The sequence below is a fragment of the Novipirellula artificiosorum genome (assembly GCF_007860135.1).
GTDB classification, from domain to species: domain Bacteria; phylum Planctomycetota; class Planctomycetia; order Pirellulales; family Pirellulaceae; genus Novipirellula_A; species Novipirellula_A artificiosorum.
Window position 1 is genome coordinate 325883 of the sequence record NZ_SJPV01000002.1, and the last position, 17127, is coordinate 343009.

Genomic DNA, 17127 nt, shown 5'->3' on the forward strand with positions numbered 1-17127 from the left:
ACAACGCGTCAAGAAGGCTTTTCCATGAACCGAAGCGGCAGGATCGCATCAGCCGGATTAATGCTACTGGTCGTTGGCTGCGCGCCTGAGCCGACGGTGTATCCGCCTAAACCGCCGCGACCGGTGACGACCCTACTGCTTCGCAAAGCGGTTCCCGATTCGCAAAACATTGTTTCGGGGAGTGTCAAGTCATGGAAAACCGAGTCGATGGGGTTTGAGGTATCCGGGCGAATCGACTGGGTTTTGGAGCCGGGAAGGAACGTCTTTGGATTGGTGGAAGATGTTAACGGCAGGGTCATTTCGCAAGGCACCCAGTTGGCGCAAATTGATCCAGATCGCTACGAGGTTGCCGTCGAGTCTGCTAACGCGGCCTTGGAGGTAGCGCAGCTCGAGCATGAAGTTGCACAGATTCGAAAGGAGGAGTCGATCCCGTTCGACATCAAGTCGGCCGAGTCCGATCTGGATCTGGCGAAGGACGATTTTGCACGTGCCAAGAAGTTACAAGCTCAGAACGCGATATCGGAGGCCGAATTCGACGCAGCGGAAAACCGGTTGGGGAATGCGCAGGATCGCATCCAATCACTTGAGTCGTTGTTGAAACAATCCGATGTGGAAGTTAAATCGGCGCTGGCGAAAATCAAAAAGGCCAAGCAAACACTGCGGGACGCCGAACGCGACTTGAAGCATACAACGTTGTACGCAGCCTATCGGGGGCAGATTTCCGCCGTTGACGTGGTACCCGGCAGCGTCGTCGCGTCCGGATCGCCCGTGTTGACCTTGCAGATGATGGACCCAATCAAGGTCGAAATCGAAGTGTCTAACGAACAATCAAGGTATTTGCAGCGCCGGCAAGAGGTCCCGGTATCGTTCGTTACGGGCGATGGTCAACCGCGTGAAACGCGAGCCTTGGTTTACGTCGTGGACCCCAGCGCCAACCCGGCAACGCGTACGTTTACCGTCACGTTGTTGATTCTCAATGATCAAGCGCGTCCCGAGATTCCTGCGTCGGTATCCGGCACGCATGTCGCTCGCACGCAAGATGTTTGGCCACTTGACATTCGATCGATCATCGGTGCTGACCAACAAGTACTGGGCGACGCTCCCGAAGACGCATTTTTTGTCGACGAAGACGCAATTGAAACCAACCCCGATGGATCGTTTGTCTGGTTGATGACCGATGTACAAAGAGGCCAACCCATTCCCGAGGTGGTCGCCGTGACCAAGCGACCGGTGGAGTTATTGGACCTGCGTATTCCGTACTTGGGGAACTGGGTATTCCGGCAAGTTCGCTTTGTCGACAACCCGCCACCACCGCTGGGCTTGCTTGCGGGGCGGTTGGAATTTCCGGAGGGTGACCGCGAACAGTGGGACGGCAAATCATTGATTTTCGATTCAGGCCCCCAGTGGATGTTGCGACCCGGCGATCTTGTCCGTGTCAACTTGAGTAGCCAATCACCCGAGGCCGGTTACTTCGTTCCCGTTGAAGCGATCTACGAAGAGTCGGGCGAAACGTTCTTATTTGTTGTCAAGCAAAAGGACGGTCAGACCGTTGCGCGTAAGACTGCGGTCAAAAAGGTGAATGCGGACGATCTCGATAACGGTTCGAAAATGCAGATCCTTCCGTCGCCGTCGAACGATATCGGCGACGGGACCCAGATCGTGGTCGGCGGAGTGCATTTTCTCCAAGATGGCGACCGCATCGCTGTCCAGCCGGGAGAATCGCCATGAGTTTGCCAGCGGTTGCGGTGAAGTACAAACCGATTGTCTTTTCACTCGTAGTGATGTTGATGGTCTGGGGCACGACGACCTTCTTCTCGATGCCCCGCCGCGAAGATCCGGAGTTTACGATTCGCGTTTGTGTGATTTCGACCCAATGGCCAGGTGCTCCGGCGGAGAAGGTCGAAGAGTTGATTACAGACAAAATCGAACAGCAGGTTGTTAGCCTGGAGGAAGTCGATACGATTCGTTCGACATCACGTACGGGACAATCAACGGTCTTTGTCGAAGTCGCTGACGAAGTTCCGCCGGCAGAGATTCAAAACGTCTGGGACAAGGTGCGCGCCCGCGTCGCGATGGCCAAGATGCCGGAGGAATCGATCCTTCCGATCGTGAACGACCAATTCGGTGATACCGCCGTCTTGCTGTTGGCGATTCATCAGATTCCCGTGCAGGGTCGTTCTACGGTACGAGAACGCGATCGCTATACCCCGCGGCAATTGGAAAAGTTCGGAGAAACGATCGAAGACGCCTTACGGTTGCTGCCGGGCGTGGCAAAGGTGGACAAGTTTGGCGTTCGCAATGAGGCGGTCTACATCGAAACGGATCTGGGGAATTGGGCGCAACAACGACTGACAACGATGGAGTTGGAACGGCTGGCGTCACAACGAAATATCATCCAACCCGGCGGCCAAATCTCAGCCGATTCAGGCTACTACTCCGTCAAACCGGATGGCGAATTCGATGCGATTGACGAAATCAAGCAGATCGCCAGCGTTGTCCGAGGCAGCGACGTCGGCGACGAAGGCAACAACGTCTACTTGGCAGATCTCGGCTTGACCGTCACTCGCGACTACGAAGACCCGCCAAGTTATCTCTGCCGTTATGGCGATCACGAGAGCTCATCGCCAGCGATCATGGTCGCCGTTACGATGCGATCAGGCGCAAACATCATCGACGTATGCAATGCGTCTAAACAGCGCGTCTTGGAATTGATCGAATACGAAAAACGATTGCCGCCGGACATCGCCGCGACACCGGTTTCCGACCAATCCGAGAACGTTCAGGGAAAGATCAGTGAGGTGATCATCAACGTGCTCGAAGCGATAGGGATTGTCGTCGTTGTCGTGTACTTGGTTGTCGGATTTCGAACCTCGTTTGTGATGGCGGCGAACATTCCCGTCGTCGTGGTCGCCTCGGTCGGATTAATCGCAACGATGGGTGTTCAACTCGAACAAATCTCACTCGCCGCGATCATCATCTCGCTCGGCCTGTTGGTGGACAACGCCGTGCAGGTCTGTGACCAAGCTCGAACCAACCAAATCGCTGGAATGGGCCCCTACACGGCGGCCATCGAAGGTGCCAACACCTTGGCGATTCCGATGTTGGTAGGCACGCTCACCACGATGGCCGCCTTTGTCCCCATGCTGTTCATGCTGGAAGGTGGTGGGAAGGAATACGTTTACAGTTTGCCCGTGACGGTCTCGACGACACTTGCCTTGAGCTGGATTTTGGCGATGACGTTGTGCGTGATCCTGGCCGGCATTTTCATCCGCGCCCCGCGTGGTGACGCTCCCGCCTCACCTCCGCTGCGATGGATGATGGCAGCCAAAGCGAGGTTGCCGAAACGCTGGCGACGCACGAGTGGGCTGCGGCCGAAATCACAACCGAAATCGACCGACAATTGGATCCAACGCCTCTACGGCAAGTCCGCAATGATCGCGGTTCGCTTCAAATGGACCACACTCTTGGCCACCGCCGGATTGTGTCTGGGCATCATGAAGATGCCCGTCAGTTCAGAGTTCTTTCCCGAAGCATCACGTGATCAATTTGCAGTCAAAATTGCGTTACCCGAAACGGCGACGATCCTGCAAACCGATGCGATCGCCATGCAAGTCGAAGAGGTCCTTCGCAAGCTAAGTGAGGTCGGCGACGGCCAAGTCTACGCGGGCAAACCGCAACGATTACGAGCGATGAGAACCATCGTAGGCGGCGGCGGATCGCGTTGGAACTTGGCTTGGAGTCCCGAACCGCCCTCTCGAAATTATGCAGAGATTCTCGTCCGCACCAGCGACGGTCGCTACAGTGCTGACTATGTTGACCAGGTGCGGATCGCCTGCTTGCAAGGGGATCCGCTGCGTGGGATCGAGCCAATTGTCGGTGCCCGAGTGACGCCAATGAAACTTGCACTGGGGCCGCCTGCGGACCCGTTGGTGTTTCGCGTTTTGGGTAGCGGCTTCGCCGATCCCGGCGTGCTGCGTGAGATAAGTGGACGGTTGAAGAGGATCGTTCAGGCCCAGGCCGAAACCTGGAACGTCAACGACTCTTGGGGCGTCAATGGCTATCAAGTTCACGTCGACGTGGACCGCGATCGAGCCACTTTGGCGGGAGTCACCAACACACAAGTCGCCAAGACACTCAACTCGTACTACGCCGGTTTGAAATTAACGACATTCCGTGAAGGCGATCATCAGGTCCCTATCTATTTCCGTCTCCGCCCCGAAGGCCGAAAGTCGATACGCGGGCTGCAGGAAGCATTCGTCGAAGGGGACAGCGGGAAAGTGCCATTATCGACGCTAGCCGACTTCCGCTTTTCGTGGGAGCCCGAGAAGATCCAGCGACGGGATATGAATCGAGTGATCGAAGTCTCGTCGCGGATGCTGCCCGGCGTCACCGGTAACGATGTGGTCAAGCGGGTGCTCAAGTCGCGCGAGATGAAGCAGCTGACCGACTCGCTGCCGAGCGGTTTCTGGATCGAAGCGGGCGGGGCGTATGAGGAGAGCCAAGAATCGGGCGGACAAATGATGATGTCCTTCGAGGTTTCTTTTGTCCTGATCGTGCTGTGCCTGATCTTTCAATACAACGGGTGGAGCAAACCGTTGATGATTCTCTGTACCTTGCCGTTGGCGTTGGTGGGTGCTTGGTTGGGGTTGTCGATGACCGGTCATTCACTCGGTTTTATGCCGCAACTTGGCATTCTCGCACTCTTCGGAATCGTACTGAACACGGCGATTATCTTTGTCGAGTTCGCCGACATCCTGATCGCCGAGCGACAAGCGGGACCGGGCATTCGGCTTGACAAGCAAACGTTTCGAAACTGTTTGATCGACGCGGGAAAGCAGCGGATGTTACCCATTTTCTTGACCACGGCAACGACAGTCGGCGGACTGTTGCCGTTGGCGCTCAGCGGTGGACCACTCTGGGTCGGATTGGCATGGTGTATGATCGTCGGGCTGCTGTTCACGACGTTGTTGACGCTGTACGTGCTGCCAGCTCTCTATGCGGTCCTGGTTGAAACCTTTGGTCTGAAGCCGATCCCGCACCAATTGACCGAATAGCCAAGCAGAAGAACGTTTCTTGGCAGCAGATTCATGGGTTCCGACGATTGATCGAAGCCCACGAGATTTCATTTTACACGTGACTTCAATAAGGCAGCCAGCACCATGCCATGGTTTATACCGGTCCTCATATTCCTCGCGCGAGTCTGTGATGTCTCGCTCGGCACGCTGCGCACAATCCTCATGATTACTGGCCACCGCGCGATGGCCGTGGTGCTCGGCGTCGCCGAGGTCACCATCTGGATTTTTGCCGTCGGTGGAGTAATGAAATACCTCAGTCACCCGTTGGCGGTCGTAGCCTACGCGGGCGGTTTTGGTTCAGGTGTGTTGGTTGGGATGTTGCTCGAGGAAAAGCTGGCTCTCGGGTATCGGATCGTGCGGGTGATCTCCAATCTCGCAGATGTCGATGTTTCGAATCTGCTTCGTGCTGAGGGTTACCGGGTCACACGCGTTGATGGCACCGGCATGTTGGGTCCCGTCGAGATCGCCTTCACCGTGATCCGCCGAAAGCAGTTGTCCCACATCCGGAAACTGCTGAAAGATCACGCGCCCAAGGCATTCCTCTCTGTCGAGCGTGTGGAGGTCGCACAAAGCGGACAGACGCTTGCCACAGACTCGCGCTTCGGTCAGTCGCTGCTGGGACGAATCGTCGTCAGAAAGTAGGCCTCGACAACATGCGGTTCAAGGTTTCACGAACACCACGAACTCTTGGTAGGGTAGCAACACGTCGCAAACAAAGACACAATCGGCATGGGATGGCAGCCCAGGATCATCTGGTTCCCCAACCTGTGCTCGGACATTGGGCCACTCGCCGGTCAGCACCTTTCTGTGGATGTGACGAACCATCTCTGGCTGGCTGTCGATGGCGATCACCTTGCCCTGTGGCACCGCCTTCGATAATCGAAATGTAAAGTAACCGGAACCACAACCCAAATCCACGACCGTTTCCGTTCCCTTGAGTGCCAATGCCTTCACAACCAAATCCGGTTTTTGCCACTCCGCTCGATCTGAACGCTCAAGGAATTGGATGTAGTCCTCGACTTCTTCGAATGGCTTCAGCTTCGTCTTGTCGATTCCGGCCTTGCTGAGTGGACATTCGATAGCAGGAAGAGCTTGAGTGTCATCGGCAGCCTCTGCGCCGGAGTCACTCTCAAGAAACACGATGCTGACAATGAATGATCGTCACGAGCGGCACGATGCCCCAACACCGGGTAGATGGAATCAAGGTCGCCAGCCTCATTGGAATTCGCTTGGTCTGATTCTGCATTTCCGTCTGTTCCCTTTCGTGTCAACTCTTGATTTCCAGCACTGGTGTGTCAGGGAATACGCCGACGCTTTCATTCTCGGTCGCATTACCCTTTACCGAAATTGTCCTTGATCGAGTCATGGCGATCAAGTTACCCGCGTCAATCTCACCCTTGCGACAGGAACGATCTACTGATTTGCGGTCATGATTGCTGTCTTTCGCTGTTGTGTTCATTTCGGTTGAGGCCTTCCAGTCGAGACTTTACGAAATCCGCAAGGTGAACAGGATCGTCCGTGCCAACATGCAAGATGCTTTTGTGCAGTTTTAAAACCACGCAATCTCGACCCCACAGATTCCAAACCCAACCTCCTCTCAGGCTCAGGTGAATGCCCCAACCGTCAAGGATGGTGGTCCGTCCTACTGCGACGCTTTCGATCTCCGAATAGAAGACGGTTCGACGAAACAAGGGAATGGGGCCAAAACGAATCCCGAGCTGGTCTCCTTCATCTTCGACCTTCAAATGATGAAACGAGGCTGCCAAAAAGAGCATCAATACTCCGATGAAGAGAAACATTCCCTCAATCACCGGCTCATTGCGTAAAACCCAACTCAGGATCAAGAACATGAAGCCAAGTGCGTAGAGCAACAAACACAAGGGTGATCGCTGCGTGTGATTGTAAGTGCCATTCATGGATGGGAACCTCGTAGATGCTTCGCTGCGATTGATTGAACTATTTTGCGTTAGAAACCCCCGCCCTCGTTCACCGGTGGCTTAACCGCACGAGTGGCAATGAAAGTATCCCGATAGCTCGACAAAGGGTCGCCGCCACTTCGCAACACTCGATAGCATTCACGCCAAACAGGAAGCACGTTGGGTGCAAATGTATTTGAGCAAGGGTGAAAGATGAAATCGAACGACCTGTCGGCGAAAACCGAAAGATCAGCCATATCACCTTCGACATACTTCAGGGTGAGACCATCGCGCTGAGCAACAAATCGATCTTGGTCCAACTGCCGCGGGGAATGATCGAACACCGTCACTTTCGCACCGGCTGCGGTGAAAAGGGGAGACTGCTGACCACCGGCTGAAGCGAGGCACAGGGTTTCTGTCCCTTGAAGCGGCGGAAACCATTCCGCTGGAACCGGCTTTGCCGGCGTTAAGACGACAGTAAAATCCCCCAATCGTGCCTTTTCTATCGTTTCTTTATCGACTGGACTGGTCCATTTGTTCCCCAGATCGACATTTCGGTCCCACGCTTGTCGATTGTGCTTCAAAATGTCGAACTTGTTCATGGACTCGATGCCAATTCTGCGTTGTCTTCTCATTCGTCGAAGTTGGGCACAACCACTTTATAACCTATTTCTATGTGGTCTCGATGAGGGTCCTAAACGCAGTTTTGGTTATTTTATCTCTTCTGGTTGTGCGATCTTGCGGATACCGTTTCGTGGGGAAGTCAGTGTCAGCGGTAACCTGTGAAGACCGTTGATCTTGGGTGAGAATGAATGGGAACGATTGGAGGTGATCTGATGGACACAATTGAATTGGCTGATGGTGGGACGCTCCACTACGACGACGCATTTCTGTCTCCCGAACTTGCAGACCGTTACTTTGTGGAGCTACGAGACCGATGTGTTTGGGAACAGAAACCGGCACTCTTCGGACACATGCAGCCACGACTGACCGCTTCCTATGGCGAGGAAGGGGTCACCTATCGCTACAGCGGGACGGTGAATGTCGCTCTACCGTGGACCCAAACGCTTTTGGAAATCAAGCAGAGAATCGAAGCGATCCAAGGCGAGTACAACTACTGTTTGATGAATCGCTATCGCTCGGGAGCCGATAGCATGGGGATACACGCCGATGACGAGCCGGAAATGGGAAACGTGATTGGTTCCCTTTCCCTGGGAGCAACAAGAAATTTTCGGATCAAGCACAACACAACCAAAGAAACGAGAGTCTTCCCCGTCGGGAACGGAACGCTCATTATCATGGCGGGAACGATGCAGCAATTTTGGAAACACGAGATCCCGAAGACGGCAAAGAAGGTGGGCGAACGGATCAACTTGACGTTTCGACAGATCATGACCAAGAACTGACAACAGACCTCACGAACACCAGCGACGAAGTTTGCACAATTGCGGAAAAAGATGCAAAAGCAAAAAGTGCAGTCGAAGAAAACAACCAGAAAGAAGAACTAGTGCTACCTCTAGCGTTTCTTCTTGTCGACGTCGGATTGACGGGTTTGAAGCTGAAGCATTACCCCGAGCATGTCTGCAGAATCGTTACCGTCGATCCCAATCTGGGTATGAACAAACAGTTCCAACGTCGCATCCTATCGCTTGAACATGGAATACGCCCCGACGAACAGGTTTCACGTTGGCAAAGACGGCTGAATGAAATTCAGCGATTTTTCGGCGATGGCTGCACGTTGACACGAGACGTGCCTGGACTGTTCTCGACTCAAACATTTACTTCCGTCGAGATCAACAACTTCTATATGGCGGAGACCAAATACCCATGGGCTCATGTACCCTGGAGTAGCGACGAAGTGAACCAAATTTATTAACTTCCAGTTTTCTCCAAATAATCGGCGACCTAGGCGACTTCCACAGAATCATGCCGGGAATGAAAGGTGATCCGTCTAGGAGGGCCGCTTTCCAATTCTCCTCACCGTGGTGGTCAATTGTTCGATGACTTTTTCCTCGGCGCATCGCCCGCATTGTTGACGATTGACGAGTCGCATGCTTCTCACGCGCCTCATGCACGACATCCGTGATCCCGAAGCTCAACTTAGCGGCTCCCTTCTTCGCCAACGCTCTTGCCGACCGCGAGCCACGCATCGAAGTCATGCAGCCTTTTAACAATTTGCTCGGGTGAATGACGCTTTCGATTTTTCATTGAAAGCCCTTTCGCCAATCTTGGCTGATTGACTTAGTTACGGGTTGGACGAATGCACACAACTATTCGTCAATACGCCTCTCGGATGGTCCAATACCGAATTTGCAACGATCTTTGGGGATGATGACGAATCGGCCGGGGGCATCGGTGACGTCGACTTCGGTTTCACCCGTTTGCTGATGCAGAACTCACAAACAGGACGCTCCGTCGTGGGAACATTCCGTACGACAGCACCGACGGGCAACCCGGTCAATCCGCTGTTCCTCACCAGTGCAGGAACCGGAAATGGAGTTTGGCGTCTGGGTGGTGATCTACTGGTGATTCAAAACCTTGATCCCGTGATCCTGTTCTATGGGGCTGGTTACACCTATTCGTTCGAGAAAGCCTTTAGTGGGTTCGATGTTCAACTCGGTCATCAAGCTAGTTACAGTCTCGGTCTTGGTTTTGCAGCGAACGAACGCGTAACCCTCAGCACAGCCTTCGTCGGTTCCTATGTTTCTGAAACGCGCGTTGACGGTAGTCCTTTGCCCAATACCGACCTTGAACCGCTTCGGATTCGGTTGGCAGCGACGATCGCGAAGTGTCATAAGCTTGTTGAGCCGTTTGTAACCTTTGGATTGACGGAAACATCGCCGTCGGCTGAATTGGGTGTTGTGTTCACTCGCTAACAACCAAGACTGACGGATCGTATTTTTCGCACTATTGATTGATACTACTGCCACGGAGAGGCATAATCGTGTTTGCCACTATCTCGCGTCTGATATTCGTGGGGCTGCTACTAGGCTGCCTCCCAGCAGCGCTGCATGCCCAGCAAGCTTCGATCGAAGGGCGTAGCGTCGTTCGTGACCGGAACTTTACTTTTCAAAAACCAGTGGAAAGCTGGAAAGAACGAAAGACGCGTCATGTCGTCATGCAGCAGCGTGATTACAGTTGTGGTGCTGCTGCGCTAGCGACTTTGATTCGGTTTTACTGGGGTCATCGCGTCAACGAAAGTATGGTCTTGACGGTCATTGAAGGAATGTTGACCAACGAGCAATTGCAAGAGCGTGCTAAAGAGGGATTAACCATAGCGGATGTCAAGGACGCCGCCGTAAAGATGGGCTATCAAGCAACCGTTGGCCAAGTCAGTTTCGCGAAGCTGGCTGAAAGCAAGGTGCCCGTGATTATGGTCGTTAATCTCGGGGGAACAAACCATTTCGTGGTTTGTCGGGGAGTGTTTGGCGATTGTGTTTTCTTAGCGGATCCAATCCGCGGAAATATAAGAATCTCGTCGAGCTATCTACAGAAGATCTGGATAAAAAATGCGATCCTTGTCGTGGCACCGGAGGGCGAGACCACTTCGACTCGCGACCAGATGGGCGTCGAGTATCGAGAGTTCATCGAGGGATACTTGAATCGTCAGGTGATTCGTCGCCAGCTGACCGGAGTCTCAAATTTCTAGTGGGTGTAACCGGCGTTCCGCCGGTTCGTTCGAGCCGCAGATGGGATTGATGTAAACAAAAAGCGGCCAACCTGCCATGATTCGGGTGCTTACCCGATCGCTTCGGGTGTCATCGAGGGTGCATGTCGTCATCTTGATAAAGATCGAAGGGAACGAAGCGGGATGCGCTGGACACTCGAAGGTGCTCGCTCAATGCTGAATGTAAGGGCGGCCTTTCAAAGCGACCACTGGCGAACCTTCATCGACTGGCATACGCAAAACGAAATCAACAATGCCCACCGGTGAAGCGACTGTTCCATTCCATTCGGATTAGTCGTCAGACCGAGCTTGAGCGAGAGCGCCCGCGACAGGTCGTCTGTGCCTGAATCGGCATCAGTGGGGGTAAGGCGGCATGGCCGGTCTGTTTACGTTCGGATTCAGCCAGCGACTTGACCCAACTGACTCCGATCGAACTTCTCGTAACTCTTCTTCCGCCTCATGTGAGGTCAAAATGACCAAATTCCGTTCACGCTTCATGCCCCACTTGGCCATGTCCCTTGTCGCTAAGTTGGACTGCCATCGGACGGTTTTCGAGCTTTCCCTAAGATTCTGGTTAACGATTCCCTATCTGGAGCGGCATACATGCGAATCGAGAACTTGGTGCGTTGAATAGATGGATGGATGAAAACCAAAAACGCGAAGAATTTGCAAAGTGCTGGCTAAAGGCCGAGCCCTCGATCTCGGCGTACGTCTGTGCGCCAGTTTCGAGTTTTCATGATGTGGAAGAGGTTGTTCAGCGGATTGCGCTGGAATTGGCGAGGCGGTTTGATGAATACTACGGGGCCAAGGAGTTCATCTCCAAAGTGCCTGAACTTTCCGGCCAGTTGGAGATCGAAAAGCACTGGTGCAACTTCCGTCTACTGCTTAACGGAGTTCGAGTCGGCAAGCCGACTTCAACGTCGTCCTACACCTGGAAGGCGTCCGAGTATCCGGAACTAGCCAACTTGCAGGAAGACTGGTTCAGCTTGAAAGTGATCGCCGGCGCCTACCCTCAGGACAACGCAAGAGAAGTGAGCGAAGGTGCTCGAGTTTCGTTTTCCCGCTTCGTTGTGACACATTCAGACGACTGAACCGGCAACGAGAAAGCCCAACAGCACGCGAAACTTTAAGTCAAGCAAGGCTCCTGCCATGAACACCCTTGCTCACAACCGTCCTCCGCTTCTCCCGTATCCGAAAGAGAAATTCACTTCATAAGAAATCCCAATCGATGAACACGAAAACAACCAGCCTCCTCCTCACCTGCTTATGTCTCTCACTCGGCCATGCCGCGGAAAAAACGAAACCACCTTCGGGCCACTTTGACCTGAGTCACTGGAAGTTGACCCTGCCGCTTGATGCTTCTGGCGCCAAATCGGGCAAAGCGATGGAGATCTTACCGGCACAACTGAGCGCGGGCTTTACGAACTCCGAGCATTTCTACACCGGCAGCGACGGGGCGATGGTCTTTTGGTGCCCGGTGACGGGTGCCCGGACGGAAAACACCGAATACTCACGCTGCGAACTGCGCGAGATGATCAACCCCGCCGATGACAACGTCTGCTGGTCGGCGCGTGGCACGCACATCATGGATGCGCGCTGCCGGGTGATGGAGGTTCCGAGCGGGCAAAAAGTCGTCATCGGCCAGATTCACGGCTACTCGAGCAAGGCGAGTCCGATGATTAAACTGCAATTCTACAAGGGCCGGGTGGAAGCGCTGGTGAAGGACAAAGCCAGGAAGGGCAAGGATATCAAACTGACGTTCCCCGACGTGGGATTGGACAAGGACTTCGACTATCAGATCAAGCTGGAGAACGGTCTCCTGAGCGTCACCGTGAATGGCACGACGCAGTCGGAGAACGTCTTCGAGCTGGACCCGGCCTGGGCCGAACAGACGCTCTATTTCAAGGTGGGCGCCTATCCACAGGACAATGAAGGCCCGGCATCCGAAGGCGCCCGCGTGGCATTTTCGAGACTCAAGGTGAGCCATTCTGAAACGGTATCACCATCCAAATAGTCCTCGCCAACCTCATGAAACCGCTCGCCGGCAAGATGAACACGTGGGCTGATTCCATGGGCGTCTCGCTCGCCCATCAGCCTGCTCCGGCGAAGTATCACTCGCCCGCCGCACCCATCGCACCGCAACCCGTCACTCCGAGCTGAACCTAAAAATGATGAACTCAATCACAAAACTCACCCTACTGCTCCTCTGCGTCTGCGCGTCCCTGCGCGATGCCTCTGCCGCCGAGCCCGAGCCCAAGCCAAACATCGTCTTCCTGCTCGCGGATGATCTGGGCTACGGCGATCTCGGCTGTTACGGGCATCCCTACGCGCGCACGCCGAACCTCGACCAACTCGCGAAGGATGGCACGCGCTTCGCCCAGTTCTACGCCACGGGCATGACGTGCTGTCCGGCGCGCACCGGGCTGATGACCTCGCAGTTTCCGGCCACGTATCCCACCTATCCGGCGAACGGCGGTTTCGCGGAGCGCGTCACCATCACTGAACTGCTGAACAAGTCGGGCTATCGCACCGGACATTTCGGCAAGTGGCACATCGGTCCCGACCAGAAACCGGGCACCTACGGCATCGACGTCGTCGGCGATCAGTCGCGGGATGAACGTGGCAAGAAGAAGGCGGAAGACCTACGCGGACGGGATGCACCGATTTACGACCAGGCGATCCGCTTCATCGAGGAGAGCAAGGGCCAGCCCTTCTATGTGAATGTATGGGGCCACATCTCGCACAACCCCGTTGATCCGAATGACGAACTGGTGCAACGCTGGAGCGCGCTCGAGCTGGATGAGTCAAAGTTTTCGCCAGCGATGCGCGAGAAGTTTGCGACGCTGCGCAAGGCCGGCGGCGATGTGGAGGACGCGCTGCGCCGTTACCTCGCCGACGTGGAATCGCTGGACGCCGCCGTGGGCCAACTGCTCAAGCGGCTCGACGAACTCGGCCTGCGCGACAACACGATCGTGATCTTCAACAGCGACCAGGGCGCGGACATGTCCAAGGCCGGGCTCGGCGGCGTGCGCGACAACCAGATGGGTTTCAACGGCGCGCATCGCGGAGGCAAGCACACCAACCTCGAAGGCGGCCTGCGCGTGCCGTGGATTGTGCGCTGGCCCGGGCACGTGCCCGCCGGCCGCGTGGACGAGCAATCGGTCATCAGCGCCGTCGATTACCTGCCGACGCTCTGCGCGCTGACCGGTGTGGCGATCAATGCGGCGGACTTCGAGGGCGAAGATGTCTCAGCGGCGTGGCTGGGCAAAGCGACGCACACACGCACCAGGCCTTTGCTGTGGAAAACCAGTTCTCCCGGCGGCCAGGCCGTCATCCGCGAAGGTCAGTGGAAACTGTTCCATCCCATTCGCAAAAACGGCGGCGAGTTTGAACTTTACGACATCGCCGCCGATCCGGCCGAGGCACTCAACCTCGCCGCGCAGCAGCCCGAGGTGCTGTCGAGGCTCAAGACGCGGATCGAAGCCTGGGTCGCGACCCTGCCGAAGGAATACATCAAGACCGACGACAAGGAGGATTGACCATGTCACGACCATTCACCCATCGCACCCCGATCTGTCGCTTCGCAACTGCCCTGCTGCTCGTTGCGCACTGCGCATTCACGGCCGCGGTCGCGGCATCGGTCGAACACGACGCGAAGAATCCGCAGCTTGCATTCGCGGCGCGGGAACTCGAAGGCGCGATGAAAGAGGCCGGACAGGACGACCTTCAGGTGACACTGAGCATCCAGGCCGACGCGTCGTCGCCGGAAGCGTTTCAGATCAGGAGCGCCGGACCGAATCGCGTGGAAGTGATCGGCTCCGATTCCCCGGGCGCGATGTATGGCGGGCTGGAGATCGCTGATCGGCTGCGGCTGAAGCTTCCGATTCAGGATCAGGCGGGGAAACCGTTCATCGCGAAGCGCGGGATCAAGTTCAATATTCCACTCGATGCGCGGACGCCTTCCTATGACGACACGGGCGACTCGGCGCAGAACAACATCGAGACGATGTGGGACTTCGAGTTCTGGAAGGCCTATCTCGATGACCTCGCGCGCTACCGCTACAACGTGCTGACCTTCTGGAGCACGCATCCGTTTCCCTCGCTGATCAAGCTGGAGGAATATCCCGAGATCGCGATGGACGACGTCTATCGCGTCGCGGTGCCCCTGCAACCCAGCTTCAAGAACAAGCTGCAGGACATCGATCAGAATGGCGACGGCCACCTGAGCCTCGAGCACGACGCGAAGGTGCTGAAGCTCGTGAAAACGATGACCATCGACGAAAAGATCGCGCACTGGCAGCGGGTGTTCCAATACGCCAACGATCGTGGAATCGAGATCCATTGGTTCTGCTGGAACATCTTCACCTTCGGCGCGACCGGTCACTACGGCATCACCGAGGATCAAACCAATCCCATCACGGTGGAATACACGCGGCAGTGCGTGCGGCAGTTGCTGCTGACCTATCCGCAGATCGCAGGCATCGGCGTGACGGCGGGAGAGAACTCCGACCGTTCTACCAAGGGCGAGCACGCGACGGAGAACTTCATCTTCAATACCTTCGGGCGGGGAATCATGGACGCGCGGAAGGGGCAGCCCGGGCGGCAGGTGCGGTTCATCTTCCGCCGGCATGTGACCGAACGCGACGCGGTGATGGACGCGTTCAAGGGCTACACGGGCGGCATCCTCGACACGAGCACCAAGTATGCGGTCGCGCACATGTATTCGTCTCGCCGGCCGCAGGAGTGGGAGACGCGCATTGTGGCCGAGGGCTGGCCGGAGCATTTCAAGACCTGGCTCAACTTGCGCAACGACGACATCGTCATGCAGCGCTGGGGCAGTCCGGACTTCGTGCGCGAGTTCATCAAGTGGATGCCGCGCGAACATTCACCCGGCTTCTACATGGGCTCGGACGGCTACGTCTGGGCGCGCGAGTCCGTCGCAAAGAATCCCGAGATGGCTGGGCGGCTGGAAGTCGACAAGCACTGGTATCAGTTCCGGCTGTGGGGCCAGCTCGCCTACAACACCGACCTCGGTCGCGACTACTGGGAGGCGACGCTGGCGCATCGTTTTCCCGGCGTGGACGCGAAGGCGCTTTACGACGCGTGGGAGTCCGTGTCCGAAATTGTGCCGCAGGTGAACCGCGCCGTCTGGGCGCCGACCGATGGCGACTTCGCGGCGGAAGCCTGTGCGCAGCGTGACGGGTTTTTGGGTGTTGATGATTTCCATTTCGCACGAAAGCCGATGGTGCTGACGCGGGTGAAGGACGCGCCCGACCCGCAATGCGTTTCGGTGACCGACTGGGCGAAGGCCGTCCTGTCGAAGAAGCCGGTGAAAGGCCTCACGCCGCTGCAGGTGGCGGACAATCTCGACGGGTTTGCCGCGACGGCGCAGTCCGCGCTGACTGCGTTGCGGCAGAATGCGAACGGCAACGTCGAGTTGCTGGAGACGCTCAACGACATCGAGAGCATGGCGTTTCTCGGCCGCTACTACGCCGACAAGACACGTGGCGCGGCGAAGCTCGCCCTGTTCCGCGAGAGCAATCGCGAATCGAAGCCGTTTCACGCCGAGGCCGTCGCGCACTTCCAGGACGCGGTCGAGGAATGGCGGCAGTATGCGCGGGTCCTCACGCCGCAATACAAGACCCAGTTGCTGGCGCGGACGCATTTCCTTGACTGGAACGCCACGCTGAAGGAGGTCGAGAACGAGCTCGCGAAGGTGGAGAGCGAAGGCGATTTCCCGGAAGTGCAGTTCACCAATCCGACGGACGGCGCGCAGCTCGCGGCGAACTCCGACCTGCGAGTGGAGGTTCAGGCCAGCGACCGCGACGGCATCAAGGAGGTGAAGCTGTATCTCAACGGCCTGCTGCTCGACGCCGACAAAAAGGCGCGACCCGCTTATGCGTGGAGTGGCTCAAGCGATGACCTGTTGAAGGGACTGAAGACGGGCGTGCATCAACTCGCGGCCGTGGCCGAGGACATGACCGGCGTGAAGGCGCGGCAGGAGATTCAGATTTCGGTGGGCGACGTGGCAAAGAATGCCGAGGCGAACTGGAAGGATGAGATTCATCAGGTGCTCCTGAAGGATGGCGACCGGATGATGGCCGGTGATCGCATCGACCTGCCGCGGCTCGAGTGCAAGGTCATGTTCAACACCTCGGGCAAACTTGTGGTGATCGACCAGAACACCGGCCTGCTCTGGGGCTCATTCTCGAAAGACGAGGACGACCTTTCGCACTTTGCCGAGTTCAAAAACGGCCAGTTCGTCACCTGGCGTGGTACGCCGGAGAAACCGGAGGTGGCGTTGTGGAAATCCAGGGAGCAACCCGAGCCCGGCGACCACCGACTCGCCATCACGGTCGGCAAGCGGCTGATCATCTATCGGGAAACCGAAGGGAAGCTCCGCACCGTAGTCTGGATGAGTCCGGAGCCGAACTGAGTTTCATCAACCAAGAGAGCAATTGCAAAGAAA

At 56.2% G+C, this 17127-nt stretch carries 14 protein-coding genes and 1 pseudogene; 12 read left to right on the top strand and 3 right to left on the bottom strand.

The window, feature by feature from the left end; genetic code table 11:
• The first annotated feature begins 24 nt into the window (after positions 1–24).
• The 3 genes and pseudogenes from Poly41_RS07000 to Poly41_RS07010 all read left to right on the top strand — a co-directional run.
• Positions 25–1728, top strand: coding sequence for an efflux RND transporter periplasmic adaptor subunit (locus Poly41_RS07000; protein WP_197231130.1), 1704 nt, complete (start codon positions 25–27; stop codon positions 1726–1728).
• Positions 1725–5054 carry an efflux RND transporter permease subunit gene (locus Poly41_RS07005; RefSeq protein ID WP_146525213.1) on the top strand — a complete coding sequence of 1110 codons (3330 nt, stop codon included), beginning with the start codon at positions 1725–1727 and terminating at the stop codon, positions 5052–5054. The genes Poly41_RS07000 and Poly41_RS07005 overlap by 4 nt, the downstream gene beginning before the upstream one ends.
• Positions 5055–5150: 96 nt before the next feature.
• Positions 5151–5717 (top strand): annotated as a pseudogene (locus Poly41_RS07010) (DUF2179 domain-containing protein); the annotation flags it as partial.
• Positions 5718–5735: 18 nt separating this feature from the next.
• On the opposite strand, the gene Poly41_RS07015 reads toward Poly41_RS07010, so the two are convergent.
• The 3 genes from Poly41_RS07015 to Poly41_RS07025 all read right to left on the bottom strand — a co-directional run bounded on the left by Poly41_RS07015 (position 5736) and on the right by Poly41_RS07025 (position 7593).
• The gene (locus Poly41_RS07015; RefSeq protein WP_197231131.1) at positions 5736–6215 is read right to left on the bottom strand and encodes a class I SAM-dependent methyltransferase; all 480 of its coding nucleotides are present in this window, start codon (positions 6213–6215) and stop codon (positions 5736–5738) included.
• A 287-nt stretch (positions 6216–6502) separates the two neighbouring features.
• Positions 6503–6991, bottom strand: a complete 489-nt coding sequence (locus tag Poly41_RS07020) for a hypothetical protein (protein WP_146525216.1) — start codon at positions 6989–6991, stop codon at positions 6503–6505.
• Between the two features lie 50 nt (positions 6992–7041).
• Positions 7042–7593, bottom strand: a complete 552-nt coding sequence (locus tag Poly41_RS07025; protein WP_146525217.1) for a class I SAM-dependent methyltransferase — start codon at positions 7591–7593, stop codon at positions 7042–7044.
• 234 nt (positions 7594–7827) lie between these two features.
• Between Poly41_RS07025 and Poly41_RS07030 the strand changes: the two genes are divergently transcribed.
• The 9 genes from Poly41_RS07030 (at position 7828) to Poly41_RS07065 (ending at position 17094) form a co-directional block, all read left to right on the top strand.
• Complete coding sequence (locus Poly41_RS07030) at positions 7828–8397, top strand: alpha-ketoglutarate-dependent dioxygenase AlkB family protein (protein WP_197231132.1); 570 nt, start codon at positions 7828–7830, stop codon at positions 8395–8397.
• A gap of 101 nt (positions 8398–8498) precedes the next feature.
• Positions 8499–8867: a hypothetical protein gene (locus Poly41_RS07035; RefSeq protein WP_146525219.1), complete on the top strand. Its 369-nt coding sequence runs from the start codon at positions 8499–8501 to the stop codon at positions 8865–8867.
• A gap of 376 nt (positions 8868–9243) precedes the next feature.
• Positions 9244–9867, top strand: coding sequence for a transporter (locus Poly41_RS07040; protein WP_146525220.1), 624 nt, complete (start codon positions 9244–9246; stop codon positions 9865–9867).
• A gap of 68 nt (positions 9868–9935) precedes the next feature.
• Positions 9936–10640 (top strand): C39 family peptidase, encoded by a 705-nt coding sequence (locus Poly41_RS07045; RefSeq protein WP_146525221.1) that lies wholly within the window; start codon positions 9936–9938, stop codon positions 10638–10640.
• Positions 10641–11296: 656 nt separating this feature from the next.
• Complete coding sequence (locus Poly41_RS34795; RefSeq protein ID WP_231615477.1) at positions 11297–11749, top strand: hypothetical protein; 453 nt, start codon at positions 11297–11299, stop codon at positions 11747–11749.
• Positions 11750–11886: 137 nt separating this feature from the next.
• Positions 11887–12672: a polysaccharide lyase family 7 protein gene (locus tag Poly41_RS07055; RefSeq protein WP_146525222.1), complete on the top strand. Its 786-nt coding sequence runs from the start codon at positions 11887–11889 to the stop codon at positions 12670–12672.
• A gap of 14 nt (positions 12673–12686) precedes the next feature.
• Positions 12687–12818, top strand: coding sequence for a hypothetical protein (locus Poly41_RS35400; RefSeq protein ID WP_261344887.1), 132 nt, complete (start codon positions 12687–12689; stop codon positions 12816–12818).
• 8 nt (positions 12819–12826) lie between these two features.
• Positions 12827–14197, top strand: a complete 1371-nt coding sequence (locus Poly41_RS07060) for a sulfatase family protein (protein ID WP_146525223.1) — start codon at positions 12827–12829, stop codon at positions 14195–14197.
• 2 nt (positions 14198–14199) lie between these two features.
• Positions 14200–17094, top strand: coding sequence for an Ig-like domain-containing protein (locus Poly41_RS07065; RefSeq protein ID WP_146525224.1), 2895 nt, complete (start codon positions 14200–14202; stop codon positions 17092–17094).
• Positions 17095–17127 lie beyond the last annotated feature (33 nt).

Coding starts and splice junctions, on each gene's coding strand:
- Poly41_RS07000 (WP_197231130.1), top strand. CDS start 25: ATGAACCGAAGCGGCAGGATCGCATCAGCCGGATTAATGCTACTGGTC.
- Poly41_RS07005 (WP_146525213.1), top strand. CDS start 1,725: ATGAGTTTGCCAGCGGTTGCGGTGAAGTACAAACCGATTGTCTTTTCA.
- Poly41_RS07020 (WP_146525216.1), bottom strand. CDS start 6,991: ATGAATGGCACTTACAATCACACGCAGCGATCACCCTTGTGTTTGTTG.
- Poly41_RS07025 (WP_146525217.1), bottom strand. CDS start 7,593: ATGAACAAGTTCGACATTTTGAAGCACAATCGACAAGCGTGGGACCGA.
- Poly41_RS07030 (WP_197231132.1), top strand. CDS start 7,828: ATGGACACAATTGAATTGGCTGATGGTGGGACGCTCCACTACGACGAC.
- Poly41_RS34795 (WP_231615477.1), top strand. CDS start 11,297: ATGGATGAAAACCAAAAACGCGAAGAATTTGCAAAGTGCTGGCTAAAG.
- Poly41_RS07055 (WP_146525222.1), top strand. CDS start 11,887: ATGAACACGAAAACAACCAGCCTCCTCCTCACCTGCTTATGTCTCTCA.
- Poly41_RS35400 (WP_261344887.1), top strand. CDS start 12,687: ATGAAACCGCTCGCCGGCAAGATGAACACGTGGGCTGATTCCATGGGC.
- Poly41_RS07060 (WP_146525223.1), top strand. CDS start 12,827: ATGATGAACTCAATCACAAAACTCACCCTACTGCTCCTCTGCGTCTGC.
- Poly41_RS07065 (WP_146525224.1), top strand. CDS start 14,200: ATGTCACGACCATTCACCCATCGCACCCCGATCTGTCGCTTCGCAACT.